At 70.3% G+C, this 26,561-nt stretch carries 19 protein-coding genes; 4 read left to right on the top strand and 15 right to left on the bottom strand.

All coding sequences use genetic code 11. From position 1 onward, the window contains the following. Positions 1-306 precede the first annotated feature (306 nt). The 4 genes from ACWGIF_RS00425 to ACWGIF_RS00410 all read right to left on the bottom strand — a co-directional run bounded on the left by ACWGIF_RS00425 (position 307) and on the right by ACWGIF_RS00410 (position 5,635). Entirely contained in the window at positions 307-1,059 is a 753-nt protein-coding gene (locus ACWGIF_RS00425; protein ID WP_453488703.1) for a hypothetical protein, read from the bottom strand. Continuing rightward, a complete protein-coding gene (locus tag ACWGIF_RS00420) occupies positions 1,056-1,745 on the bottom strand; it encodes a hypothetical protein (protein ID WP_453488700.1) in 690 nt (229 codons plus the stop codon). The genes ACWGIF_RS00425 and ACWGIF_RS00420 overlap by 4 nt, the downstream gene beginning before the upstream one ends. Positions 1,746-1,791: 46 nt before the next feature. Beyond that, the gene (locus tag ACWGIF_RS00415) at positions 1,792-2,919 is read right to left on the bottom strand and encodes an alpha/beta hydrolase (RefSeq protein WP_453488697.1); all 1,128 of its coding nucleotides are present in this window, start codon (positions 2,917-2,919) and stop codon (positions 1,792-1,794) included. A 196-nt stretch (positions 2,920-3,115) separates the two neighbouring features. Next, positions 3,116-5,635 (bottom strand): helix-turn-helix domain-containing protein, encoded by a 2,520-nt coding sequence (locus ACWGIF_RS00410; protein ID WP_453488695.1) that lies wholly within the window; start codon positions 5,633-5,635, stop codon positions 3,116-3,118. Positions 5,636-5,788: 153 nt separating this feature from the next. Here ACWGIF_RS00410 and ACWGIF_RS00405 point away from each other — a divergent pair, with 153 nt between their 5' ends. Both ACWGIF_RS00405 and ACWGIF_RS00400 read left to right on the top strand, forming a co-directional pair. Beyond that, complete coding sequence (locus ACWGIF_RS00405; RefSeq protein ID WP_453488692.1) at positions 5,789-6,013, top strand: hypothetical protein; 225 nt, start codon at positions 5,789-5,791, stop codon at positions 6,011-6,013. Between the two features lie 191 nt (positions 6,014-6,204). Next, positions 6,205-6,669: a hypothetical protein gene (locus ACWGIF_RS00400; RefSeq protein ID WP_453488690.1), complete on the top strand. Its 465-nt coding sequence runs from the start codon at positions 6,205-6,207 to the stop codon at positions 6,667-6,669. A gap of 41 nt (positions 6,670-6,710) precedes the next feature. Here ACWGIF_RS00400 and ACWGIF_RS00395 read toward each other — a convergent pair whose 3' ends face one another. From ACWGIF_RS00395 to ACWGIF_RS00360, 8 genes are all read right to left on the bottom strand, one after another. Next, a complete protein-coding gene (locus ACWGIF_RS00395) occupies positions 6,711-7,049 on the bottom strand; it encodes a MerR family transcriptional regulator (protein ID WP_453488687.1) in 339 nt (112 codons plus the stop codon). A 505-nt stretch (positions 7,050-7,554) separates the two neighbouring features. Then, on the bottom strand, positions 7,555-7,689 hold the full coding sequence (locus ACWGIF_RS00390) for a hypothetical protein (RefSeq protein ID WP_453488684.1): 135 nt from the start codon (positions 7,687-7,689) through the stop codon (positions 7,555-7,557). 75 nt (positions 7,690-7,764) lie between these two features. Continuing rightward, a complete protein-coding gene (locus ACWGIF_RS00385; protein ID WP_453488681.1) occupies positions 7,765-9,468 on the bottom strand; it encodes a PKD domain-containing protein in 1,704 nt (567 codons plus the stop codon). Positions 9,469-10,302: 834 nt separating this feature from the next. Then, positions 10,303-10,575, bottom strand: coding sequence for a DUF3253 domain-containing protein (locus tag ACWGIF_RS00380; RefSeq protein WP_453488678.1), 273 nt, complete (start codon positions 10,573-10,575; stop codon positions 10,303-10,305). A 182-nt stretch (positions 10,576-10,757) separates the two neighbouring features. Further along, positions 10,758-11,849 carry a 2,3-diaminopropionate biosynthesis protein SbnB gene (sbnB, locus tag ACWGIF_RS00375; protein WP_453488676.1) on the bottom strand — a complete coding sequence of 364 codons (1,092 nt, stop codon included), beginning with the start codon at positions 11,847-11,849 and terminating at the stop codon, positions 10,758-10,760. Continuing rightward, complete coding sequence (locus ACWGIF_RS00370) at positions 11,846-12,913, bottom strand: TauD/TfdA family dioxygenase (RefSeq protein ID WP_453488673.1); 1,068 nt, start codon at positions 12,911-12,913, stop codon at positions 11,846-11,848. The genes sbnB and ACWGIF_RS00370 overlap by 4 nt, the downstream gene beginning before the upstream one ends. A gap of 42 nt (positions 12,914-12,955) precedes the next feature. Next, positions 12,956-15,526, bottom strand: a complete 2,571-nt coding sequence (locus ACWGIF_RS00365; RefSeq protein WP_453488670.1) for a non-ribosomal peptide synthetase — start codon at positions 15,524-15,526, stop codon at positions 12,956-12,958. A gap of 41 nt (positions 15,527-15,567) precedes the next feature. Further along, on the bottom strand, positions 15,568-18,327 hold the full coding sequence (locus ACWGIF_RS00360) for a Pls/PosA family non-ribosomal peptide synthetase (protein ID WP_453488667.1): 2,760 nt from the start codon (positions 18,325-18,327) through the stop codon (positions 15,568-15,570). Positions 18,328-18,999: 672 nt separating this feature from the next. Here ACWGIF_RS00360 and sbnA point away from each other — a divergent pair. After that, the gene (gene sbnA / locus ACWGIF_RS00355) at positions 19,000-19,983 is read left to right on the top strand and encodes a 2,3-diaminopropionate biosynthesis protein SbnA (protein WP_453489135.1); all 984 of its coding nucleotides are present in this window, start codon (positions 19,000-19,002) and stop codon (positions 19,981-19,983) included. Positions 19,984-20,181: 198 nt separating this feature from the next. Further along, positions 20,182-22,608: an ABC transporter gene (locus ACWGIF_RS00350; RefSeq protein WP_453488664.1), complete on the top strand. Its 2,427-nt coding sequence runs from the start codon at positions 20,182-20,184 to the stop codon at positions 22,606-22,608. Positions 22,609-22,820: 212 nt separating this feature from the next. Here the strand turns inward: ACWGIF_RS00350 and ACWGIF_RS00345 are convergent, their stop codons facing one another. From ACWGIF_RS00345 to ACWGIF_RS00335, 3 genes are all read right to left on the bottom strand, one after another. After that, positions 22,821-23,471: a hypothetical protein gene (locus tag ACWGIF_RS00345; protein WP_453488661.1), complete on the bottom strand. Its 651-nt coding sequence runs from the start codon at positions 23,469-23,471 to the stop codon at positions 22,821-22,823. A gap of 377 nt (positions 23,472-23,848) precedes the next feature. Beyond that, positions 23,849-24,595 (bottom strand): succinate dehydrogenase/fumarate reductase iron-sulfur subunit, encoded by a 747-nt coding sequence (locus ACWGIF_RS00340; protein ID WP_136231111.1) that lies wholly within the window; start codon positions 24,593-24,595, stop codon positions 23,849-23,851. After that, the gene (locus tag ACWGIF_RS00335) at positions 24,592-26,559 is read right to left on the bottom strand and encodes a fumarate reductase/succinate dehydrogenase flavoprotein subunit (RefSeq protein ID WP_453488658.1); all 1,968 of its coding nucleotides are present in this window, start codon (positions 26,557-26,559) and stop codon (positions 24,592-24,594) included. The genes ACWGIF_RS00340 and ACWGIF_RS00335 overlap by 4 nt, the downstream gene beginning before the upstream one ends. Positions 26,560-26,561: the final 2 nt, after the last annotated feature.

Here is a 26,561-nt window from a genome sequence, read left to right as displayed (position 1 = left end):
TTTGAACGCGATCGGAATAAAGAATGATCAGCGTACACGGAGGCTCGGCAGCAGCCGCCACGCGTTTCCGAGCACCGCGATCGGACCTGGTGCTGTGACCCGCAGGGCTTTCACTCGGGTGATCTGGTCGGACCCGTCGGGGCCGCACACTCGCCGACGAACTCACCCGCTGCGCCCGGATCCCACCGCATCGTCGTGGACGAGGCCGGCTCCGTCCCGTTCGAGCCGGACGCCGCGAAGGAAGCCGGCCACAGCCGAAAGGAGCCCGGCCGATCGCTTCGGCCGGGCTCCTTTCCCCCCTGCATCTCAGCCCTTGCGGCGGGCCGTCTGGTAGAGCTTGACGGTGAGCGCGGCGACCTCCTCCTGCGAGGCGCCCTTGCCGCCGGTCATCGGCTGCGCCAAGTCGATGACGTGGGCGCCACCGAGGGTGGCGTAGTCCGACCAGGCGCAGACCGGGAACTGGAAGTCCGTGGCACCGCTCTTCGGGGCCCCAGCACCCTTGTCGCTGGTGACTTTCATGTCCTGGCATTTCATCAGCGCGCCCTCGAAACCGGCGGGCTTCACGATCCTGGCGCTTCCGACGCGCTGTATTTCGAGCCCGCGTGCCTTCCCGTCGCCCTTGAGGCCCTTCTTGCCGACGTGGGCGAGGTAGTTGTCGAGCGCTGTGGCGGGGTCGGCGATTTCGCCGTACAGGCCGTCGAAGCTCAGTCGTCTGCCGCCCACCTTCGCCGGGTCGCTGGTGTCGGTGCTCGCTGCGTTGTAAATGCCGGAGGCCGCCCGGGCGTTGGTCACGCCCAGGCCCTCGGCCGCCTTCTTCTGCTCGGCGTTCAGCTCGCCGGGCGTGCTGCCCGGGCTGGACTTCCTGTAGGCGTCGACCGAGACCGGGGCGACAAGCTGGTAGCCCTTGGTGCTGTCGGTGATTTCACGGTTTCTCACGCTGTCACCGTCGGCGCCGAGCACCAAGTACGCGCCGCCCGCGATCACCGCGAGAGCGACGATCACTCCGGTGACGATCAGGCCCGCCTTCCTCGTCGGAGTCGGCTGCGGGTCGTGGCTCATGTGCGCTGTCCCCTGTGCGTACGGGTCCACACTCGGCCTGCAACTTCCAGGGCGGCTGGGGGCTGCATTTTCGCCTGCGTAATGGACTGTCTTATTGACTGCACAAAATTCTGGTTGTCCGCATAGCCCGAGATGGAGAACGCTTCACCGCCCCGGGCAGAGACGTGAACGATGCAATGGACTCGCCCTGCCGACGGACTGAAGTTGTTGGTACGCAAGGAGTCGATCTCTGTCCAACTCGCCCAGCGCTCGACACGGTTCTCGTCGACGTACCGCAGAGCGTGCGTGAACAGGGTGACACTGGCACCGGAAGCGAACGAAGTGTGCATTTCCTGAACCCCGGGATTCTCCGGCTCGGGCCACGCGCTCGCCGCAGCGGCGGCGTCGGCCCGGCGTTGCACGGAGTCGCGGGCGGCGGAGGTGGCGGACACGAGAGCGCCGATGACGAGCATGCCGCCGAGTCCCAGGCCCACCAGTCCTCCGATGTGCTGCTCTTCGGCCTTCCGCTCGGTGATGTCGTCGTAGTCGTAGGACGCGTCGGAGTTCAGATCGATGCAGCGGTCCCCCTCCTGCATCATCGCGCCGTCACACTTGTCGGCGCCGATGTTCCACTCGATGGCATACCCGCCGAATATGATGAGCGCGCCGAGGATGCCCGCGACCAGAGGTCCCGCGTATCGATTCACTGCATTCTCCCGTTCGAGACTACGGATCCGGTGCTCTGCCGGCCGGTCAGCCCGCCGCGGCGAAGGCGGCTTCGAGGCGCGGGACATAGTCGGCGAAGGCGGGGGCCCAGCACCCGTAGTTGTGGCCGCCGTTGCAGCTCGGGGCCAGCGACCCGCCGTTGCCGTAGTTGACGAGACGGCTGGGAATACCCAACTGGTCCAGACGGGTCTTGACGGTGTGGGACGCCGCAGCGGTGTGGACGTCGATGAGGTCGTTGTTGCCGGTGTAGAGCGTGATGCCGGTACGGGAGAGTTTGGCGAGGTTGACCGGCGCGGCCGGATCGACCGCCTTCCACACGCGGTCGGCGTTGAAGACCGGGTACGGAGAGCCGAAGATCGCGTCGCTGTCCACATAGGGGCCGTGACCCGGGCAGTTGCCGGAGCCGGAACCTGAGCCTGACGAGCTGCTCGCCGCGCACCAGGCGCCCGCGAGGTTGAGCTCGGTGGCCAGGACGGCTCCGCGGACCTCCCACATGCCGAAGTCGATGCCCCCCGACAGGGCGGCCACGTGGCCGAACAGGTCGGGCCGGGCCTGGGCGTAGTGCAGGGAGCCGTAGCCGCCCATGGACAGTCCGACGACGGCGCGATGGGCGCGGTCGGCGCGTGTACGGAGGTTGGCGTCGATGAACGGGACGACCTGGGTGAGGTGGAAGGTCTCCCAGTTCGCCTTCCCTTCGGCGGTGTTCTGCATCAGCCAGTCGGCGTACCAGCCCTTCATTCCCCCGTCCGGCACCACGGTGATCATCGAGTCCGAGTGCAGCGCCGGCGCGGCCGCGACATCGTTCACGTTGCCGCCACCGCCGTGCAGGAAGTACGTGACCGGCCAGTGGCGGCCGGGGGCGGTGTCATAGGAGGCGGGGAGGAGGATGCGGATCTTGTGCTTGCCGGAGAGCTGCCGGGTGGTGACGGTGAGGGTGAAGTCGGTGGGGCTGTGTACCTGCGTCTCTTCGGGGATCAGGGACAGACCGTAGCCGTCGCTGAAGGCGGGAACGGCGGCGGAAACCGAGGAGGGGGCCATAAGCGCCGGCGCGGCGGCCGGCGGTGCGGCGTGTGCGGACTGGGCGGCGCCGGCGCCGCCCGTCAAGGCGGTGAGCGCGAGTGCCGCGCCGAGCGAGGTGAGGCGCAGGGATGTCATCGGGAACCCTTCGTCGAGGAGGCTCGCGGCGTGGTGAGCTGCCGCGAAGCCGGACATCCCGATGTTGGTGTCCCGAACCGCCCAGCCAACAGGCCATGCCACCGGCCATTCGTGACCGGCGTTCGGGCGGCCCGCGGGGGCCGCGATCCGTGCCGGTCCCGGGGTGCCGAGGTCACCCGCCGTCATGTTCTCGTGGTCACGGGGTGCTGGTCGAAGGGGGTGGGAACGTGGCCGGTGCGAAGTCCCGGTGCCGACCGCGGAACGTGCGTCCGAGATGGTGCTGCAGCCGGACGTGGCGGAACTGGTACACGGCTCCGGTCTGGCGCAGCACGCCTCGTCGGTAGGCATCGTCCAGAAACGCGGCGGGGTCCCAGGGGAGTCGCCCGGTCAGGGGCAGCCAGACACGTGCCAGCACGATCCACTGCCCCCAAGCCGTGAAGGCGAGCACATAGCAGGCCCCGCCGCCCAGGCCGCCGACCGTGCCGATGTACAGGCTGTCCTGGACTCCCCAGTTGAGCGGTCCCATCGTGCCCTGGAGCAGGTGCACGATCAGGTACCCGCCGAAGGCGATGGCCAGGGTGAACGCCGGAGCCAGAATGAGGAATTGCCGGCCGGCCGTCGTACGGTTCGAGGACAGCAGACTGATCGGGGTGGCCGCCGCGGTGACGTCCACGGGCACTTCGAGTGCCGCCATGAACCCGAAGACGAGACCGGCGGCCGACCCGAAGATCAGCCCGAGGACCAGCATGTTGATCAGGGTGCCTTCGACGATGCGCGGGTCGGTGAGGGAGGTCCCCGCGGCCAGCGCACGTCCGAGGGTGAGAGCGCAGGCGCATCCGATGCCCATGACGGTGCCGCCGATCAGACCTTGTCCGAACCGAACGGTGAAGGTGCGCAGGGGCCGGCGGCTGAGACTCCCGTGCGCGGCGCGCAGTGTCAGCCGGATGCGGGCCGGTTCAAAAGCCGCTCCGCCGCCGGACCTGTCCACCATCGCGTAGACGGCTCCGAAGGCGAGGCCTGCGGCGGGTCCCATGAGGCTGCCCTGCAGGAGGAGTTCACCGATGGAGAGCGGCGTGAGCAGGAGGCCGATCAGCCAGCCGGTCAGAGTGATGCTCATGGCGGTGGCCAGAACGAAGGCCATGGTTCGCGTCGAGCGTGACAGCGAATCGCCGAGCTGCCACCACGCGAGGTCATGGCGCTCGCGGTCGAGGCGGACCAGGTGATGGGCGAGGTAGCCGAGCCGTCGTTCGGCCCGCGCGGGGTCCGCGTACGGGGCCCCGGGCTGCCGGCCGGCCGCATCCCGTTCCGGGGCGCGGCGTCGGTAGACCGCAGGCACAAAACCCGCCAGCAGGTGTTCCTCCAGGCTTTTCACTGAGGGGAACCGGGTGGCGTCCAGGAGCTCGGCGGGTTCCCGGCCGGGCGTCTCGCTGTACAGGGTGCGGGCGAGGATGACCATGAGCGGGGTGGTCAGTACTGCGGCGAGGTTCGCGTGAGCCGGGCCCTTGCGTGTGCGCAGTTCGGTGAGGACCGCGTCCCATGTCGAGCCGGGCGCGCCTGTGTTGCAGGCAGCGCTCGGGTCGGACGGGACGGTGCGGGTGGTGCGGGGCAGGTAGTCGGCGAGGTCCTCGAGGGTGAGGTCGGTGAGCTCGATGCCTCCCGCCCAGACGAGCGGCGCGTGCGCCGCCCGGACCGCTTCGGCGTACTCGTCGCGCCGACTGGTGAGGACGAGCGGAGTGGAGGTCGCGTTGAGCGCGTCCAAGGCGTCGCGCCGTAGGCCTTCGGCGATCTCGTCGAACCCGTCGAGGACCGGCAGGATGAGGTCGGCGTCGACCAGGACGGCGGCCAGAGTCGCCCCGCCGGAGCTGCGGCGGGCCAGATGGGGGTGGTCGCGCAGCAGTCGGCCGATCAGCCAGTCCCGCAGGGCGGTGGTCGACGGGTCCCAGGAGCCGATGCTGAAGATGACCGGCACGCGGCGGTGCGGGGCCGGGGTGTCCAGGGGGTCCAGGAGGCCCAGTAGGTCCAGGACGAGCCTGATCGTGAGGATGGATTTGCCCGAGCCGGCCCGGCCGAGGATCACCAGTCGTCCGGAAGGGATCCTGAGGTAGACCTCGGCCATGGTCCGCAGGTCGCCGCCCAGATCCACCTCACGCGGAGTCTCACCGGGCCCGAGGCGCTGGATGTTCTCCGCTCGGTCGGTCAGAACGGCGGGCGCCGGCTTCCACCGGACGGGCAGGGGGAACGGGTCGTGGACGCGGCGTTGCGCCTCCTCGCGGCGCCAGCGGCGCCGGACCTCCGTCGCCAGCTCTTGCGCGGCGTCGGCGAGCGTGTCGGGGACGGGCGACCGGGCGGGTGGGCCCGGGGCGAGGGGGCCCGGGCCGAGTGGCGTCGTGGGGGCGGACGGGGTGGGGGCGGGTGCGGGTGCGGGTGCGGGTGCCGGCGGTAGTCCGGGACCGGGGCCGGGGCGGTCAGTACCGGCGTCGTGGGTTGCCGTGGATGAGCCGGTGAGCGCAGCCGCCAGACGCAGACGGTCTTCTTCTTCCAGGCCGAGCGCGTCCGCGAGCAGATTCACCGTCCCCATCCGGTGGTTGGTGGATCTGCCGCTCTCCAGTCGGCGAATGGTGCGCACGCTGACCCCGGACCGTTCGGCCACCTGCTCCTGCGTCAGGTTCGCTTCATCGCGCAGCTTGCGTAACAACGTGCCGAGGTCCTCTGTCATCCAGCATCTCCCCTGATCCACCAGTGTGAACGGCGGTGAGCCTACCCGTGGCCGCCGGTCACGAATGGCCGGGTGTCTGACCTGTACAGCCATCATGACCAAGGTCACCGTCGGAGTGGGTCCCCCCTACGGACGTCAAAGCAAGGAGCCGACGTGGCCAACCGCTTCTGGTGCGGAGAGTGCAACTTCAAGACGCCCTGGGTCGACGCGTCCGAGGGACTGCGCCGGCAGATCGAGCACTACGCCCGCAAGCACCCCGGCACCTCACCGGCAGGCCAGGTCGAGACCCGAAGGCGCGGCCCGGGCATGCGTCATGGATGCCTGCTGGCGGCCGGAGCCATCATTCTGCTCACCGTGGTGGCCGCGTGGCGCCGTTGAACGCCTGCGCGCCCTGGCCAAAGGGCGCCGTCGACGGCGACCTCGGGGGCGGGGGCTGGGGCTGGGGCGGGGGTCCGGTGCTCTCCCCGGAGTGCACGCCGACCGCACTGGAGGCCGCGAGACGGACCTGACGGTGCCAGGGCGTCGGGTCCAAGAACATCACATACCGGTCGTCTACAGGAGGTTGTTTCATGTCACATCCGCCCGTCACCCCGCGACGCAACGGCCCTTCCCGTCCTCCTGCGCGGCGACGCCCCGGCACCGCTACAGCCGCGGGGGCACTCGGTATCGCGTACGGGCTGGTGGTGGGGTGCGCCGGAGTGGCCGGGATGGTCTGGGGGCTGAGCTCATTCGGCGAGGTGGGGTGGTTGGTCTTCCTCAGTGCGTTCGTCATACCGTTCGGTGTCGCCCTGATGCGCAACGGGGCCAGGCTGCTGTCGGGTGAGCCCGAGGCAGGCCCTCGGCTGAGCCAGCTCCTGGTGGTGCCGGCGAGCCTGTCCGGTGTCGCGATCGGGTCCATGGTCGCTCAAGCGGACTTCTCCACCAGCGGGGCGCAGAACCAGCTTGCGGGCTTCATCACGGCCTTCGTGCTCTCGGCCGCAGCGATCGTGCTGACCGAGGCCCGGCCCACCAAGGCATACCTCGGCTTGCTCTGACACCCGCGAAGCTCCTGGCGGAGTTGCAGGTCTCAGGCGTCTCAGTGCGCGGTCGTCGGGTTCGCCGATCCGGCGGCGCGGCGGTATTCGGCGTTGATGCGCTGGGCTTCCTCAAGCTGGTCTTCGAGGATGACGATCCGGCAGGCCGCCTCGATGGGGGTGCCCTGGTCGACGAGCTCCCTGGCCCGGGCGGCGATGCGCAGCTGGTAGCGGGAGTAACGGCGGTGACCGCCCGCGGAGCGGAGCGGCGTGATCAGGCGGGCCTCGCCTATGGCCCGCAGGAAACCCTGGGTGGTGCCGAGCATCTCGGCGGCCCGGCCCATCGTGTAGGCGGGGTAATCGTCGTCGTCAAGACGGTCGAACGAGTCGTCTGCTGTCATTTGCACCTCTCTGTGGAACACGTGGAGGGGCCCTGGTGCCGTATGGCACCAGGGCCCCGAAGGAACTGCTACACCATCTGCCGACCCTGGTACTGCGCCGGCCTTTTGTTTCCGCATGCCCGACTGATACGCGGTCGGGGGTGCGGGGATCGCGGTTGCTTGACCGGAGACCACCTCGCTATCGATGTCCTGCGGTACCCGGACTCAGACATCCGCCCGGGCGATCCTGATGGCGCTCGCTCCTCCGTTCTTCCCTCGGTGATCAACTACTTGCCAAACGGGTACTGCGTACTGCTGGTACTGCTCTACTGCGTACTGCGGTACTGCTTGCGGCGGCCCCTGATCACTGCGGGCCACCCGGTCCGGTCGCCAGTCCCGTCGCCGTCCTGCAAACGCTCTGGCTTCGAAACTCCGCCACCGCACCGTCCTGGGTACTGCAACTGCGGGTACTGCGGGTACTGCTGCCCGGCAGTTCGTCTCTGCCAGGCCCTGCGGTCTCTCTGTGCTACGAGAGAAACCATAGCCACGCCACCGCCCAATGTCTACTCCGGCCGAAATAGATTTCCGCGTGTTCGACGGTGAGGTAATCGACCTCGAAGGCGACGCGCAGGGGTGCGGCCGCACCCGACAGATCAGTCATGCCCGGGCACGGTGTTCAGGCGCCGGTGCCCGTGCGGGAGGGGCGAGCCGCCCGTGCACGCCCCTCCCCCGGGTATCACTTCGACTGGTAGACGCCGAAGACGTCGAGTACCAGGTCGGCGTCCTGATGGCCCTGGTTCCAGAAGGTGATGACGCCATGGTCGCCGTCGCTCGCCTGCACCAGGTTCGGGACGGTCGCGCCGGCCGTCCAGTTCAGGGTGGAGGAGCCGGGGCGTGGCCCGGGGGGCGCGGCGGCCCCACCCTCCGTCGGCAGCGGGTAGGGGCTCGGCGCCACCGAGAGGAATCCGGTGCCGCCGGTCTCGGTGACGGTGGCGTTCAGCACGTAGGCCTCGACACCCGTCGCGGGCTCCGGCGTGAACCCGTGCGTGATGTACTCCCGGGCCCGGAACCTGCCGCCGGGCCAGCCGTAGGCCTCCTCGCGGGTGTCAAGCGTCCGGAACGGGGTGAAGGGCAGGAAGGCGGCCTTGCTGTCCTTGCTGTAGTAGCCGACGACGTCGACCACCACGTGAGCCGGCAGCCAGGACCCGTTGAAGACCTTGATCGTCCCGTCCGCGGCCACCGGCACGATCACCGCGTTGGCCACCGTCTGACCGGGCTCGAAGTTCAGGTTCGACGCCGTCGGAACCGGTCCGTCGCCGGAGAAGGCGGTCAGGTGGCCCGGCCCCTCGGGTTCGGTCACCGTGACGTTCAGAGCCACGGCCGTGATGCCCTGGGGCACCGCGTGCAGGCCGCTGATCCGGGTCCCGAACGCACTGCGCGCGGCGAGCTTGCCCCGGGATGCGCCGATACCCTCACGGGTGTCCACGAACCGGGCGGGCGTCATCGCGGTGTATCCGCCGGCCGAGGCCCGCGTGAAGTAGCCGGTGACGTCGGCGATCAGGTCGACCGCCTGGGGGCCGCCGTTGTAGAGCTCCACGTACCCGTCCTCACCGACCGGCACGATCACCAGGTTCGGGGCGGACCGGCCGGCCGTGTAGTTCAGGTTCGAGGTCCCCGGGCGGTCGTAGCCCGCGCCGGGCCACGCAGTCACGTAGCCGCTGTCGACGGTCTCCGTGACCGTGACGTTGAGGGCGACCGCGGTGACGCCCGCCGGGACGGCGGCGTTGCCGGCCACCTTCACCCGGGCGGAGCCCAGCCCGGCGACCTGGCCCGCGGGCGCGCCGGTGCCGTTGCGGGTGTCGAGGAGCCGGGTCGGAGTGTGCGGGGTGAAGTCGGAGCCGGGGGTGAGGAAGGCACCTCCGTTGGCGGCCTGCACGGCGTTGGCGGTGTCGGTCACCGTCACCTTCACCTGGTACTCGCCGGACTTGTCGTACGTGTGCGAGTGGTGCAGCTCGGCGTTGCCCTGGGCGGTGACGGTGTCGGTCTTGCCGTCGCCCCAGTCGATGACGACGTCGAGCGCGAAGTCGGCGCTCGTGATCAGGGCGGTCAGCTCGATCCCGTGCGCCGTGTAGCTGGTGCCGCTGACGTCCACCGCGAGAGCCGGGTTGGCGCCCGCGTCCAGTGCGGCCTGCGCGGTCTGTGGGGTCTGTGCGGTCTGTGGTGCGGCGGTCTTGGCGTTCGTCCTGTCGTTCCCCTCGGCCGCGGCCGCGGCGGCGGGCAGGGCGGTACGGATCGTGCGGTCGGCCGGGCTGTGGAAGCCCTCGGACGTGGATGCCTCGGCTATCGCCTCGGCCATGCCGGCCGCGACGGGTACGGGCTCCACCGCCTGCGCGGTGCCCGGGATGATGCCGAGACCGGCTGCCACGAGGGCAGCGGTCATTACGAGTCGGTGGTTGCGCACCGGCCCCCCAGTTGTGGTGATGAGCGAAGAGGGGCCAACGTATGGAGGGTTCCGGGCAGGGGTCACGGGATTCTGGCGCGATTCACTCCATAGAGGCCAAGGCTTTACCGGCTGTGCGGTTTGCGATCGACAGCAGGCGGCAGAAACGGGCGCCCCGCAGGCGGGTCTGGGGCCTTGCTCCAGAGGGCACGAGGCAGCGCCCAGGAGGCGCCGGTCTCTGCTGGGCCGGGCAATATCGCCTCAACGGTCGCGCGAACACGCTCACGACAGCCGAGGCCAACGTGCAGTGCCGCATCCGTCACGCGGTCGGAACGGTGGAAAGCTACCCGTACGGCGGTTCTGGCCCACGATGACATCGGCAGATTCTTCCTCGAAGGCTGTCGAGGGCCTCACTCCTAAGCCCGCCCGTTCCGCGGCGGCCATGACGACACAGACCGGATGGACACGCCCCTGCTGCTGGGCGGAGGCCTCGTGCTGCTCCTGTACAGCCGGGTGCTGTCTTCGGACTCGCCGGCGCCGACTACCCGGTGGCACGGGAACGGCTGGCGTTCGCGCTCGTGTTGGCGCGTGTCGCCCTGGCCTCGTTCTGGGCGGCCCACGAATACGCGAAGAAACACGGCTTCGACGACGCCGAATATCTGGCCGCCCACCTGCGGCTGCGCCCCATGGTGACGGTCGACACCACGGAACGTCTGTACATCCCTCATCGCCAAGTGCGCGAAACGGTCCTGCCCGCCACAGGCGGCACGGGCCGGCGCTTTCGCTTCCGTTATGTGGGTCTGCCCCTCCTCGCCGAGCAGAGGGGACGGATTTTCAGCGGGCGCGGCGGATACGAATCGGGCCGCGGGCGGTCGCCGGCTCGACGGGGTGGCCGGCCTGGGTGATTTCCACTTCGCCGGCCGCGACCAGCCTCCGGGCCGCGCGGCGGGCCGCTTCCATGAACGCGCGCCAGCCGTCGTCGTCTCCTTCGTACACGGCCCGCGCGGCGTCGGAAGGGCAGATCGTCGCGGCCGGGCCCCGACGCTCCAGCAGCTCGAGGATGGCTCGTTCCAATCGCCGGTCCATCTGCCGATCGGTGTCCGTCACTCCACCAGTATGGCCCCAGCTGCATCACGGGAACCAGGCAGCGACACACAGCACACGGCACACGGCAGCGAGCAGACCGCCTTGCACGAGCAGGGGCGTGCTGTGCCCGGAGGGCGGGGCGGGGTGGGTCGTGCAGCTCCGGATGTCCGCCGGCATCCGCGCCCGCCCCTCCGCCGGGCCGCTTATCCGTATCGGCGCAGTTCATGGAAGAAGCCGTCGATGACCTGCAGTTGCCCGCTGCGGGCGGCCTCGTCGTAGACGTGTTTGCCGACGGCGAGGTCGAGCACGCCCAGGCCGAAGGGTGAGAACACCACCGGCCGGTCGTGCGGCAGTGACACGCGGCCGGTCGTGACGTCGTGCAAGGTGCCGGTGAGGAAGTCGCGGCTCCCGGTGAGCTGTTCGGCCAAGTGGGGCGAGGTGTCGGCTTTGAGGCAGTGCTCGACGTCGTCGACGATGTTGGTCGAGGCGAGCAGGATTTCGGGCGCCAGGTCGCGCAGTGACACGTGCAGTACCAGGGGGTTGTGGTCGAACCATGCCGGGTCGGTGACGTGTGGCCGGTCTGCGACGGTGGCGAAGACGAGCAGGTCGCTGGAGCGGATCAGCTCCTCGGGGCTGTCGTGCACGGTGATCCCCGTGGTCGGGTGCGTGGCTTGCAGGTAGCTGTGGAAGCCGGCTGCGCTGTCGGCACTGATGTCATGCACGCCGATTTCGTCGAAGGACCAGCCGGTTGCGGTCAGGAAGGTATGGATGTAGCGGGCGATGAGGCCCGTTCCGAAGAACCCGATGCGGGCCGGTCGTGTACCGCGGCTCTCGCTGAGCGTCCGGGCCGCTGATGCGGCCATCGCGGCCGTTCGCGTGGCGCTGATGATGGAGCTTTCCAGGCAGGCGAACGGGTAGCCGGTGTCGTGGTCGTTGAGGATCAGCACCGCCGAGGCCCTGGGGATGCCGGCCTGCACGTTGCCGGGGAAGCTGGAGATCCACTTGAGGCCGTCCACCCGCGCCGGTCCGCCGACCGATGCGGGCAGCGCGATGATGCGGGCGGTCGGGCGGTCGGGGAAGCGCAGGAAGTACGACGGCGGGTTCACCGACTCCCCCACGGCGTGGAGATGGTAGGTGGCCTCGATCAGCTCCATGATCTGGTGTTCCTGGCCCTGGAGAGTGTGCTGGACCTGGGCTCCGGGGATCACGGCGAACGGGGGCACTGCCATCGGCGGTGGCGCTGCGTTCGGGTGGGACATCGGGGACTGCGCGGCGGTGGGACGGGACGTGGTCATCGGGTGCTCCCCTCGGGGGACGTGGTCCGGGTGGGCGGGAAGGAGGTCGGGAAGGAGGCCGGGGGCTGAGGTGCGGCCATGGCGACGAGGACCTTGCGCGGTGGTTCGAACGGTTCCCTGCTGTGGGCGGTGCGGATGTTGTCGATGAGCATCAGGTCGCCGGACTGCCACGGCTCGCGGACGGTGTGCTCTGCGTAGACCGTATTGATCAGATGGACGATGTCCTCGTCGATCCGGTCGCCGTCTCCGAAGAAGGTGTTGAACGGCAGGGCTTCGGGGCCGTAGACGTCGATGAGGTACTCCCGTACCTCGGGCGCCAGCGTCCACTCGTTGAGGAACGCGATCTGGTTGAACCAGCAGCGCCTGCCGGTGGCCGGATGACGCACCACCGCGGGGCGGCGCTGGCGGGTGCGCAGGCCGCCGTCGCCTTGCCAGGCGAACGCGATGGCGTTGGCGCGGCAGTAGCGCTCGACGGCTGCCCGGTCGTCGGTGCCGAACGCCTCGGTCCAGGAGGCGCCGATGTCGTCGTTGTACGTGCGGGTGAGCAGCCAGCCGTCCTGTTCGAACCGCTGGACGAGTTTCGGCGGCAGTGCGTCCAGGATCGTGGCGGCATCCGCGAGGGCGGTGGCTCCGCCCGTGGCGGGTGCCGTCAGGCAGGCGAGCATCAGCAGACCGGGAGGGCTGTGGGTGTAGCTGAGTTCGTGGTGCATGCACATGGGCTGGTTGGCCGGCCAGGCCGTTGAGGAGTACACGCCGGGGGTGTAGGTCTGACGGGGGGCGAAGGCTTCGGTGTCGGTCATCAGGGTGGGGGTCAACCGGCCGAAGAGGGCGCCCGCCTGGTCGGTGTCGCACAGGCCGAGCCCGCGGACGAGTACGGCGCCGTGTTCGGCGACGAGGCCGCGCAGGGTGTGGCGGTGTTCGGCGGCCCAGGCCGGCAGATCGGCCGTGGCGGGGGTGGTGACGTGCAGTATCGGGGGTTTGCCGGGGTGCAGGTCTACGCGGGGCGCGGATGCGGAGGGGGACGCAGGGCTGGGGCTGATCGGGGCGGGGCTGGTGAATGACATGGTCTTTGTCCTTTCGGTGGTGTCGGGGGGAGAGGCCGGCGGTCAGGGGGACGCCGGCCGTCCGGGGGAGGCCGCGTGTGCGGTGGGGCGACGGTGGGATGCGGAGTCCAGGGACCGGGCCAGATCGGTGAGGACGGGGTGGCGGGTGATGTCTCCCGGGGACAGGGCGCGGTCCAGGGTGATGGCGAGTTTCACGGCCGACAGGGAGGTGCCGCCTTGGTCGAAGAAGTTGTCGCGCCGGTCGATCCGTCCCTGCGGAATGCCGAGCACGCTCGCCCACGCGGCCGCCAGCCGTTGTTCGGTGGGCGTATCCGGCGTCTGGATGTCGTCCTCGGCGGCGTGAAGCTGCGTGGCCAGGGCCGTCAAGGTTTTGCGGTCGATTTTGCTGTTGGCGGTCAGCGGGAGGCTTTCCTGCCAGTGGATGGCCGAGGGGACCATGTAGCCGGGCAGTGACGTGCCCAGCCGGTCCAGCAGCATGTGGGTTTCGAGCGGGTGCGGGGCGGTGTAGAAGGCCACCAGGTGGGTGCTGTGGTCGGGCCGTTCGGTGACCACCACGGCGCTGTCGCGGACTCCGGGTACGCGCAGCAGGGTGCTTTCGATCTCGCCGGTCTCGATACGGAAACCGCGGATCTTGACCTGGTTGTCGCGGCGGCCGAGGAATTCCAGCTTGCCGTCGAACCGCCAGCGGCCGATGTCGCCGCTGCGGTACAGGCGCCTGCCCTCGCGGTGGGGATCGGCGAGGTAGGCCGGGCGGGTGCGCTCGTCGTCGTTGACGTATCCGCGGCCGACGCAGACCCCGGAGAAGGCGATGACTCCGGGAGCTCCGAGCGGCACGGGGCTGAGGTGCTCGTCGACGACGTAGAGGTGCACGTTGTTGACGGGCCGGCCCAGCGGGACCCGGTCGTTGTCGGGTACGCGGTCCATGATCTCGTGGTTGGTGTCGTCGCTGGTCTCGGTCAGCCCATAGGCGTTGACGAGCTTGATGTGGGGCTGGGCGGTGAACCAGCGCTGGGCGAGTTCCTTCTTCAGCGCCTCACCCGTGACCGACACGTACCGCAGGTCCGGCAGCGTCCGGGGGTGGTGTTCGAGATGGGACACGACGACGTCGAGGTAGGAGGGGACGACCTGCAGCACGGTGACCCGGCCGCGGGCAACGGTGTCGACGAACCGTGAGGCGTCGAGGATCGCTTCCTGCTCGATCAACAGGGTCCGGGCACCGACCACCAGGGGGGCCAGCAGCTGCCACAGCGAGATGTCGAAACACTGGGGCGCGGTCTGGGCGACCACCTGCCCTTCACCGATCTCGAGGTCGTCGATTTTGGCGTAGAGGTGGTTGAGCATGCCCTGGTGTTCGCACATAGCGCCCTTGGGCTCGCCCGTCGAGCCGGAGGTGAAGTAGATGTAGGCCAGCTGGTCGGGTGCGACATCGATGCCGAGATCAGTCCCGGGATGCTCCTGGCCGCAGGCGGTGTCGACGGGCAGCGTCTGGACGGCGGGCTGGGAGGCGAGGGCCGGCTGGAGGGCGGCGGTGGTGGCCGGTTGTGTCATCACGAGCCTGCATCCGGCACGGGCCAGCATGGCGTTGATGCGTTCAGCCGGCAGGTGCGGCTCGATGGGCAGGTACGCGCCGCCGGCTTTGAAGACGGCCAGGACGGCGGCCAGCCAGTCCAGGTTCCTCTCCATGGCCACCGCGACGACCCCTTCACGGTGCAGTCCTCGGGCCTGCAGGGTGCGGGCCAGACGGTTGGCGCGGGCGTTGAGCTGCTGGTAGGTCCACGTCCGGTTCCCGTGCTGGGCGGCGACGGCGTTCGGGTGCCGCCGTGCCCGCTGCTCGAACAGCTCGTGCACTCGGTGCTCGGGCAGGTCTCGGTGCGGCCCCGCCAGGTCATGGAGCTGGAAGCGGAGCTCTTCGGCCGAGAGCAGGCTCTGACCTGCGTGATCGGCGTCCGGGTCGGCGGTGATCAGGGCGAGCGCGGTCAGGTGGTATCCGGCGACCCGGGCAGCGCTGTCCGCGTCGAGGACGTCGGTGCGGTAGCGCAGGCGCAGTATCAGCCGTCCGTCGTCGTGGTGGGCGATGTCCATCCACAGCGCCGTGTCTGCGCCTGGGGTGCTGCTGTCCGGGGTCGGGTCACCGTCGGCGTCGAGGAGCTCGCCTCTGCTGCCGGTGAGATCGAGCACGGTATCGAAGGGTGGCTCGGCCAGACCGAGTTCGCGCCTGAGGTCGTCGACGGGGAAGTCCTGGTGCGCCAGCAGGTCCGCAATGGTGCGGTGGGTGTGCTGCAGCAGGCTCCGCCAGGAGCCGGGGCCGATCGTCAGCCTGCACGGCAGCGGCCGACCGCCGCCGACCGCGACGTAACCGGTGGTGACCTCCTGTTCGCCGCTCAACGCGGCCAGCACCTTCGCGTGGGCTGTCAGCAGTACACGGTTCATGGGCACGGCCAGGTCCCCTGCCAGTCGGCGCAGCGCTGTCGCCTGGCCGGCCGGGACCGCCGTCTCGTGCTCGGCCACGCCCGCGACCGGCACCGGGGTCCAGCGGGGAAGGGACGTGAAGCCGCTGCCGGCGGTCAGCACGCCATGCCAGAAGTCTTTGCCGGGGGTTGCGTTGAGTGCCATGAGGGTTCTCTCCAGTGCTGGTACTGAGGGGGGGTGGGGTGTCAGACGCCGCCGAGACGGGGGCCGGGGTGCAGGGGCGCTGCGCCGGACAGGTGGGCCGGCAGCGTTACGGGGGGCGGGGTGGGGTCGGGCATCTGCCGGGCCGGGTTTCCTGCCCACCGGGCCCGTTGCGGGACCTGCTCGCCCTTCATGAGGAAGGAGTCGCAGGCGAGCTGGACGCGGTCTGCGAGCGTCACGCCGTAGTGGACGAACGCGCCGACACCGAGGGTGCAGTCGTCACCGACCGTGGTGCGGTCGGACTTGAAGGCGCCGTCCTCCTGCGAATGGCACTGGATCACCGTGCCCGCGTTCAGCGTGCAGTCGTCCCCGATGGTGACGAGGGTCCGCTCCGGGAAGGAGCAGCCGTCGTCGAAGACCCGCTTGCCGATCCGCGCGCCGAGCAGCCGCCAGACGACGTTCTTGAAGGGGGTCCCGTCAAAGACCTGCGTGTAGTGGACCGACGCCATCTTCCAGAAACGCTCATGCCGCCAGAACGATGGTTCGTAGATCGAGCAGTACAGCGGTGTCTGGGCCTTGAATCCGGTGGTGGCCCGTTCGATCAGCGTGAAGTAGACGACGGTGAACAGCAGGGTGAGGACACCGGCCAGCGCGAACGCCGACGCACCGAGCGAGGGGTGGAGGGCTGTGGCACCCAGGGCGAGAAGGGTTACTGCGAAGATGTGGATCCACCGCGCCATCAGGTACAGCCCCGCCGTGACGGCATTGTGCCGGTTCTTGGCGGTCAGGCGCCGGTGCAGCTCGCTGCCGCTCTCCAGGTCCTGGAACCTGGTGTCCCGCATCACCGTGCGGGGTATCGCGAAGGGGGGCGAGCCCAGCAGGCCCACGTTTTCCCGTATCTCTCCGTCGACCGGGACCATCACCTTCGTCGCCAGCAGACAGTTGTCGCCGGTTCTGGCCTGCGACGGGTAGGCGATGCGGTTGCCGAGGAAATTGTGGGCTCCGATCGAGACCCGGGACAGCCTGAACGACGTGTTGGAGAATTCCGCGTTGATGACGGACAGGCCGTCGGCGACCATCGTCTTGCTGCCCACCGAGCTCAGGAACGGGCTGTCGTGCTTCACCTCGATACCGAAGTTCGAACCGGTCTGTGAGACACGGGACAGGTCGTAACCGAGATAGCGCAGGTAGTGGACGATCGCGGAGCTGTCCCCGAACACCGCCGTGAAGAACTTGCTGTTGGACAGAAGCGCGATAGCCCGCTGCAGTCCGTAGTGGAAGCCGTAGAGCGGATAGACCGTGTCCGGTTTGACCGCCAGATGGAGCAGGCGCGGCACCACGCCCTGGATGACCAGCCCGGCGAAGGCGGCACCGAAGAACAGCACGAAGGATGCGGCCAGCGCCCCCAGATAGAACGTTCCGCTGGTGAACGCCGCAGTCCCTGCCTGAGGCAGTGGTGTGTTCAGCTGCGACAGCGGGGCCAGCAGCACGGTGACGCCGCCGGCGGCCAGGGGCAGATACACCAGCAGCAGGGCGAGCAGCTGCCCGGCGGTGTAGCGGACTTTCCTGGCGGTGGAGCAGTCGACGGCGCCGACCGTGCGGAAGTTCGTGCCGGTGGGCTCGGCCGGTGACCCGTGCCAGCGCTCGCCGGCGGGGACGCTCTGACCGGCGTGCAGGCTGGAGGCATGCCCGAGCTGGGCCTGGGCGCCCATCGAGGTGTCGATGTCGAGGACGGTCTGTTCGCTGACGAGGGCGTTGCTGCCGAGCGTGACGGGGCCGGTCTGGATGAGCCCGGCGTGTGCCCGGTAGCAGGAGAAGAGCACATCCTTGCGGATCACCGCTCCGTCACCGATGGTGATCAGATCGGCACAGACCGGGATATGCGTGGAAAAGATCGCGACGTTGCGCCCGATCTTCGCGCCCAGCGCCCTGAGGTACGCCACGTACAGCGGCGACCCGGTGAACAAACGGACAGGGCTGGTGCGGATCAAGGTTTTGACCAGCCACCACCGCACGTAGCCGAGGCTCCACACGGGGAACTCGCGGGGCGTGAAACGACCGATGAGGGTCCATTTCGCCACGATCGGCACGATGCACAGGCCGGCGAAGCCCGCGCTGCCCACCAGTACGGATCGCAGGTAGACGTCGAGCATTCCGCTGCCGGCTCCGACCCACTGGAAGCCTCGGACCGCGGCCAGGGCGGCGAGGTAGGAATAGCCGAGAAACGCCAGGAACTGCAGCGTTCCGCACAGCAGGTACTGCCCTGTGCCGGCCCGCGTCGCCATCCTGCGCTCCGGATCCGCCGCCGGAGCAGCCGCCCGAGCGGTTGCCGGCGCAGACGCTGGTGTTGATGCCGACGTCGATGCCGCGCCGGCCGGGTGGGCCAATGACTGGACGGGCGCGGGCACGGGCGCGGCCGCTGCCGGTGCCGTCGCCACGGGGCCGGCGGGTACGGGCGCCGGGGCCGCGGGCGCGGCTTCGGTGAGCGCGGTGGCCAGGCTGTCGACGGTGGGATGCCGGTAGACGTCCTTCATCGATACGGGCAGCAGGTCCGCCCGCTTCCTGACCCGGGCGCAAAACCGCGCCATCACCATCGAATCGGCACCCAGATCTTCGAAGAAGTTGCTGTCGCCCGGCACCTGCTCCACACCCACGACATCGGCCAGGACCTCCGCAAGGAGCCGCGCGATCTCGGCCGCCGGGCCGACGGATGCGCCATGAGAACTGCCTTCGGGCCTGCTGCTGGAAAGCGTTGAGGTGCCGGGCGGGCCGGCCGTCCAGGCATCGGTGAATTTCCCTACCATGGCTGCTCCTCGACGGCGTTCCGGGCGCCGCAGGCCGTGGGGGCCGGCACGCGCCGGCCACGCACTGAACCTGGGGCGGGAGTCAGCGCTCCCCAGGCTGTGTGACCGTGAGCCCTCATGGGGTCGCCAAGCAACGAAAACATGTGCAATCCACCTCAATGCGTGTATGCCGCTGTCGGGAAGATGCCCTTTCGGCATCGATGGTCTGGGGGGGAAGCGCAGCATCCGGGTGACGTCGCGCCGCCACGGTTCTCACCGCCGCTCCCGCGAACCGCAGGCGCTGTGGTTCGGTCGTGTCGGGTTCGGGGCGAGGGCGGCGTCCTCCGTCCGCGAAGGCCTCAGGCCTTCAAGGGCGGATTCTGTGATGCCGCCCCTCCAGTAGGCCCGGCCGGGCACATACCCGTCATGCCGCTGGATGTCGTAACTTGACACCACGCATCAGCAGCGGTAAGTGACCGCGCGGCCACGCAGCAGGACAACGGCGGCCCGCGCTCCTCCGTGGGTGTGGCCGGTGTCAAGCCCCGACATCCGGTGGCATGACAGCGCCACGGTCAGCCCGCGTACTGGAGGAGTCCCGAAGGCGTGCCGGCAGGCGACGTCTTCCCCGAGCCGCCCCCGCACACAGGCAGGCGGCACACCGACGCCGCTGTGAGCGCGGACAAGGAGGTGACCGTGCCGGTCATATCCACTCCCCAGGCATTCAACCAAGACGACCTCTACGTCGATCTCGAGGCGATCACCGGGCATGGGCTGTTCCTCAAATGCGAGGGCTTCAACTTCGCGGGGTCCATCAAGCTCAAAGCCGCGACCGCCATGGTCGAGGCCGCCGAACGCGACGGCCTCCTCACCCCCGGCTCCATCCTGGTGGAATCCTCCTCCGGCAACCTCGGCGTGGCGCTGGGCATGATCGCGGCCAGCAAGGGCTACCGGTTCGTGTGCGTGACCGACTCACGCTGCAACCTCGCGACCCGGCTGCTCCTGGAAGCCCTCGGCAGCGAGATCCACGTCGTCACCGACCCCTCCCCCACCGGCGGCCTGCTCGGCGCCCGCATCGACCACGTCCGCGCCCTGTGCGCCTCCGACGACCGCTACGTATGGCTCAACCAATACACCAACCCCAACAACCACACTGCTCACTACCGCACCACCGCCCCAGCCATCGCCCGCGCCTTCCCCGATCTTGATGTCCTCTTCGTCGGGGCCGGCACCACCGGGACCCTCATGGGGTGCGCCCGCTACTTCCGCACCTGGCACCGCCCGGTACGCATCGTCGCGATCGATACGGAAGGCTCCGCCACCTTCGGACAGACGCCCAGTCGCCGCATGATCCCCGGCCTCGGCGCCGGCATCCGCCCCCCGCTCCTCGACACCTCCTACGTCGACGACGTGGTACACGTCAACGAAGCCGAGACGATCCGTACGTGCCACCAACTGGCCCGCCACGGCTTCATCTTCGGCGGCTCCACCGGCACCGTCGTCAACGGCGCCACCCAATGGCTGGCCCGGCAGGACCAGCAGGCGACCGCGGTCGCCATCGCGCCCGACCTCGGCGAGCGTTACCTCGAAACCGTCTACCAGGCCGACTGGGTGCAAGACTTCTACGGTCAGGACGCACTCCACCCCCAGACGGCCACCGCCACCGCCCCGGCAGCCTGACCCGCCGACCGGCCACGGCCACCGGCCGACCACCGCACGGGCTGCCTCCCTGCCCCGATTCCCCGATTCCGCGATTCCCCGACCGAGCTGACCCCGGCGCGGATGAGCTGCTGGTCACCACCTCCCCGTACGACCGGGCGGCGCTGCCGGCCTCCTGTGCGTGACCGGCACGTATCGCGGGTCTATAAAGTAGGACGAATGCACCAGGCCGCCGATCCCCCCACCCCTCCCCGCCCGCCTCTCGATCCGTTCGTACGGGTGCGGGGCGCCCGGGAGCACAACCTGCGCGGCGTCGACGTCGAGATCCCGCGCGACGCGCTGACCGTGTTCACCGGGGTCTCAGGGTCCGGGAAGAGCTCGCTCGCCTTCGGCACGCTCTACGCCGAGGCCCAGCGCCGGTACTTCGAGTCGGTGGCCCCGTACGCACGCCGTCTGATCCACCAGATCGGCGCCCCGAAGGTGGACTCCGTCACCGGGCTGCCGCCGGCCGTCTCGCTGGAGCAGCGCCGCTCCTCCCCCGGCTCGCGCTCCTCGGTCGGCACGGTGACCCTGCTGTCCAACTCCCTGCGGATGCTGTTCTCCCGGGCCGGGACCTACCCGCCGGGCGCGGAACGGCTCGACTCCGACGCCTTCTCCCCCAACACCGCAGCCGGCGCCTGCCCTTCGTGTCACGGGATCGGCCGGATCCACCACACCAGCGAGGAACTCCTCGTTCCGGACCCGGGCCTGTCGATCCGGCAAGGCGCTGTCGCCGCCTGGCCGGGCGCCTGGCAGGGCAAGAACCTGCGGGACATTTTGGAGACGCTCGGCCACGACGTGGACCGGCCCTGGCGGGAACTGCCCGCGAAGGATCGCGAATGGATCCTGTTCACCGAGGAACAGCCGGTGGTGACCGTGCACCCGGTGCGGGACGCCGAACGGATCCAGCGGCCGTACCAGGGCACGTACATGAGCGCCCACCGCTACGTGATGCGGACCTTCGCCGACAGCAAGAGCGCCACGCTGCGGGCCCGCGCCGAGAAGTTCCTCGCCGATGCTCCGTGTCCGGCGTGCGAGGGACGGAGGCTGCGACCGGACGCGCTGGCCGTCACCTTCGCCGGTCACGGGATCGCGGCGATGGCGGCGATGGCGCTGACCGACCTGGACCGCGTACTGGCCGCAGCGCCTCCGGCCGGCGAGGCCGCGCGGGTGCTCACCGAGGACCTGCGCTCGCGGATCGGTCCCGTCACGGAGCTGGGGCTGGGCTATCTGAGCCTGGACCGCACCGCGCCGACCCTGTCCGCGGGCGAGCTGCAGCGGCTGCGGCTGGCGACGCAGCTGCGGTCGGGGCTGTTCGGCGTGGTGTACGTGCTGGACGAACCCTCGGCGGGGCTGCACCCCGCCGACACCGAGGCGCTGCTCGGGGTACTGGACCGGCTGAAGGAGGCCGGGAACACGGTGTTCGTCGTGGAACACCAGCTGGACGTGGTGCGGCACGCGGACTGGCTGGTGGACGTGGGGCCGCTGGCCGGGGAACACGGCGGGCAGGTGCTCCACAGCGGGCCGCCGGAGGCCCTGGCCGGTGTGGAGCAGTCGGCGACGGCCCGGTACCTGTTCGCGGGGCGGGAGCAGGGCGTGGCTCCCCGGCCGGTGCGCGAGGCGACCGGGGAGGTGCGCCTGAGCGGCGTGGACCTGCACAATCTGCGGGATCTGGACGCGCGGTTCCCGCTCGGGGTGTTCACGGCCGTGACCGGGGTGTCGGGGTCGGGGAAGTCCACGCTGGTGGGTCAGGCGCTGGCCCGGGAGGTCGGCGGCCGGCTGACGGATCCGGACTTCCCCGTACGGCGGCTCGTCGAGGTGGACCAGAAGCCGATCGGCCGGACCCCGCGGTCCAACCTGGCCACGTACACCGGGCTGTTCGACGTGGTGCGCCGGCTCTTCACCGCGACCCAGGAGGCGCGGGCCCGCGGCTGGAAGGCGGGCCGGTTCTCCTTCAACGTGGCGGGCGGCCGGTGCGAGACCTGCCAGGGCGAAGGCTTCGTCTCGGTGGAGCTGCTGTTCCTGCCGAGTACGTACGCCCCGTGCCCCGACTGCGGCGGCGCGCGGTACAACGCCGAGACCCTGCAGGTCCGGTACGCGGGCCTTGACATCGCGGAGGTGCTCGCGCTGACGGTGGAGTCCGCGGCGGGCTTCTTCGCGCAGGTGCCGGCGGCGGCGCGCAGCCTGCGCGCGCTGGAGGACATCGGGCTGGGGTACCTGCGGCTGGGGCAGCCGGCCACCGAGCTGTCGGGCGGCGAGGCACAGCGGATCAAGCTGGCCACGGAGCTGCAGCGGCTGCGCCGGGACCACACGCTGTACCTGCTGGACGAACCGACGACGGGATTGCATCCGGCCGATGTGCGAGTGCTGCTGCGGCAGTTGCACGGCCTGGTGGACACCGGACACTCGGTGGTGGTCGTGGAGCACGACATGGACGTGGTGGCGGGCGCGGACTGGGTTATCGACCTGGGCCCGGGCGGCGGCGCGGCGGGCGGCCGCATCGTGGTGGCGGGCACCCCGGCGGAGGTGGCGCGTAGCACCGGCAGCCGTACGGCCGGCTATCTCGCGCGCACCCTGGGCTCGGGCGGCCGGGCGGGGGACGGTTAGGGTGCCCGGACGTTCTGGAAACGTCTGGGAGACCTGCCCCGCCGGCGGACAAGAACCTCTTCGCACGGGCGGAAAACACGGAGCAGTCGGTGGGCGGGCAACGGTGGGCGGGCAGTCGGTGAGCGAGCGGCCGGCGGGCAAGCGGGCGGGACCGCGCCGGAGACGATCGACCCGGTGAGGGCCCAATGAGCCGCAGCAGGGTTCCCTGATGGTCAGGCATCACCCGGCAGCAGCTGCTGCGGCAGTTCGCGGAAGCTCCACTGCCCCCGGCGGCGGGTGAACATCCAGACCAGGTCGTAGCGGTCGGGCCAGGTCGCGGGGAGCCCGAGCACCCGGTCGGCGCCGAGTGCGCGGACCAGGCGGGGGACGCCGGTGTGCTCCCAGCAGACGAGCACGGGCATCGGGGCGGCCAGCGCGGCGCGCACGAGGGCCGGTTCGGCGCCGAGGCCGAATTCGGTGCGGACGGGGGTGTGCAGGGCGGTGGCCAGCGCCGTCACGGTCTGTTTGCAGCGGGCGGCGGCGCCCGCCTTGCCGCCGGCCGCGAAGACGGCGGCGGGGCGGGGCAGCGTGGAGCCGCGGGCCGGCGGGAAGAGCTTCGGAAGCTCCTCGGCCCGGCGCCAGCCGCGGCCGGCCAGCGAGCCGGGGTCGTCCTCGCCCTCCTCGTCCCAGCCGGAGTCGCCGGCGTACGGCTTCTCCGCGTGCCGGATCACCATGATCAGGGCGTCCTGGGGACCGGCCTGCGGGCCGGGCGCCGGGGCACGGGGCTGCTCCCCGTCCGAGCAGCCGGCCACGGCCAGCGGGGCGAGGGCGGCGGCCAGTACGGCTCGGCGGCGCGGGCCGGACCCGGCGGGGGCTTCTGGCATGGCGCCCACTGTCGCCCATGCGCGGCGCCCCGCAGGGAAGGGCGCGGCGTACGGCTCCGACGAGCGCCCGGTCAGCGGAACGGGTCAGCCGAACGGGTCAGCCGATCAGCCCAGGCAGGGACGACGGGCCGGCCGGCGGAGCCGGTGCGGGGACCCGGCTCGGCCGGCGGAGCCGGTGCGGGGACCCGGCTCGGCCGGCGGAGCCGGTGCGGGGACCCGGCTCGGCCGGCGGAGCCGGTGCGGGGGCCCGGCATCCGGGACGGGCCCCCGAGCAGGGCGCCGGAACGATGTCGGACGGAGTCCGGCGCAGCGCCCCGGAGACCCGGGAGCGCGGCCCCCCAAGGCTGAGCGGGGCGGGAGGCGCTGCGGGAGACGAGTCAGCGGGGACCCTTGCGCACCGCCCGCAGCCATTCCTTGTTCATCGCGGCGATCGACGGCAGCGGGATGCCCTTCGGGCAGGCCGTCGCGCACTCCCCGGTGAGGGTGCAGCCGCCGAAGCCCTCCTCGTCCATCCGGGCCACCATGTCCAGCACCCGGGTCTCCCGCTCGGGGGAGCCCTGTGGCAGCACGTTCAGGTGGTTGACCTTGGCGGAGGTGAAGAGCATCGCGGAGCCGTTGGGGCAGGCCGCCACGCAGGCCCCGCAGCCGATGCACTCGGCGTGCTCGAAGGCGAAGTCGGCGTCGGCCTTGGGCACGGCGGTGGCGTGCGCCTCTGGGGCGGCCCCGGTGGGGGCCGTGATGTAGCCGCCCGCCTGGATGATCCGGTCGAAGGCGCCCCGGTCGACGACGAGGTCCTTGACCACCGGGAAGGCGGCGGCCCGCCAGGGCTCGACGTCGATGGTGTCGCCGTCCGTGAAGGACCGCATGTGGAGCTGGCAGGTGGTGGTGCGCTCCGGGCCGTGGGCGTCGCCGTTGATGACGAGGCTGCAGGCGCCGCAGATGCCCTCGCGGCAGTCGTGGTCGAAGGCGACCGGGTCCTCGCCGCGCAGGATGAGGTCCTCGTTGAGGGTGTCGAGCATCTCCAGGAAGGACATGTCCTCGGAGATCCCGTCGACCTCGTACGAGGCCATGTGGCCGGGGGCGTCGGCGCCGCGCTGGCGCCAGACGCGCAGGGTGAGCTTCATGCGTAGCTCCGCTGGGTGGGGTGGACGTACTCGAAGACGAGGTCTTCCTTGTGCAGGACGGGGGCGGCGCCCGTACCGGTGAACTCCCAGGCCGCGGCGTAGGAGAAGGCGTCGTCCTGACGGGCCGCCTCGCCGTCGGGGGTCTGGGACTCCTCACGGAAATGGCCGCCGCAGGATTCGGCACGGTGGAGCGCGTCGAGGCACATCAGCTCGGCGAGTTCGAGGTAGTCGACGATACGGTTGGCCTTCTCCAGCGACTGGTTGAACTCCTCGCCCCGACCGGGGACCTTGATGCGGCGCCAGAACTCCTCGCGGATCTCCGGCAGGCGGTCGAGGGCCTTGCGCAGTCCCTGCTCGCTACGGGCCATACCGCAGTACTCCCACATGAGTTCGCCGATTTCGCGGTGGAAGGAGTCGGGGGTGCGGTCGCCGTCGACGGCGAGCAGCTTCGCGAGCCGCCCGCGGGTCTCGTGTACGGCGGCCGCCGCCTCGGGGTGGGTGTCGTCCACGGTGTCCCGGTGCGGGTGGCGCGCCAGGTAGTCGTTGATCGTGGACGGCAGGACGAAGTAGCCGTCGGCAAGGCCCTGCATCAGCGCGGAGGCGCCGAGGCGGTTGGCGCCGTGGTCGGAGAAGTTGGCCTCTCCGACGGCGAAGAGGCCGGGGACGGTGGTCTGCAGGTCGTAGTCGACCCAGAGGCCGCCCATCGTGTAGTGCACGGCGGGGTAGATCCGCATGGGGACCTCGTACGGGTTCTCCGCGGTGATCCGCTCGTACATCTCGAAGAGGTTGCCGTACTTCTCGGCGACCTGGTCCCGGCCCATGCGGCGGATGGCGTCGGCGAAGTCGAGGTAGACGCCCTGGCCGCCGGGGCCGACGCCGCGGCCCTCGTCGCAGACGTTCTTGGCGGCGCGGGAGGCGATGTCGCGGGGCACGAGGTTGCCGAAGGAGGGATAGATCCGCTCCAGGTAGTAGTCGCGCTCCGCCTCCGGGATCTCGGCGGCGGGGCGGGTGTCGCCCTTGGCCTTGGGGACCCAGATGCGGCCGTCGTTGCGCAGGGACTCGCTCATCAGCGTGAGCTTGGACTGGTGGTCGCCGGTGCGCGGGATGCAGGTGGGGTGGATCTGGGTGAAGCAGGGGTTGGCGAAGTACGCGCCGCGCCGGTGCGCCCGCCAGACGGCGGTCGCGTTGGAGTTCATGGCGTTGGTGGAGAGGTAGAAGACGTTGCCGTAGCCGCCGCTCGCCAGCACCACCGCGTCCGCGTAGTACGTGGAGATCCCGCCGGTGATCAGGTCGCGGGCCACGATGCCGCGGGCCACGCCGTCGACCACGATCAGGTCGAGCATCTCGGTGCGGGCGTGCATCTCGACGTTGCCCGCGGCTATCTGCCGGGAAAGTGCCTGGTAGGCGCCGAGGAGGAGCTGCTGACCGGTCTGGCCGCGGGCGTAGAAGGTGCGGGAGACCTGCACACCGCCGAAGGAGCGGGTGTCGAGGAGGCCACCGTACTCGCGGGCGAAGGGGACGCCCTGGGCCACGCACTGGTCGATGATCTCGACGGAGATCTGGGCGAGACGGTGCACGTTGGACTCGCGGGCGCGGAAGTCGCCGCCCTTGACGGTGTCGTAGAAGAGGCGGTGCACGGAGTCGCCGTCGTTGCGGTAGTTCTTGGCGGCGTTGATGCCACCCTGGGCGGCGATGGAGTGGGCCCGGCGCGGGGAGTCGGAGAAGCAGAACTGGACGACGTGGTAGCCCTGTTCGGCGAGGGTCGCGCCTGCGGCTCCGCCCGCGAGGCCGGTTCCGACGACGATGACGGTGTGCTTGCGGCGGTTGGCCGGGTTGACCAGCCGGGCCTCGAAGCGGCGGCGGTCCCAGCGGTCCGCGATCGGTCCTTCGGGGGCCTTGGTGTCGGCAAGGGGCGCGCCGGTGGTGTAGCGACTGTAGTCGGCGTGCTGCTGGTGTGCGCTCATGG

This window comes from Streptomyces sp. NPDC054849 (assembly GCF_053610945.1).
Note: the sequence above shows the minus strand (reverse complement) of the source record. Positions and strands in the feature narration are given on the sequence as shown.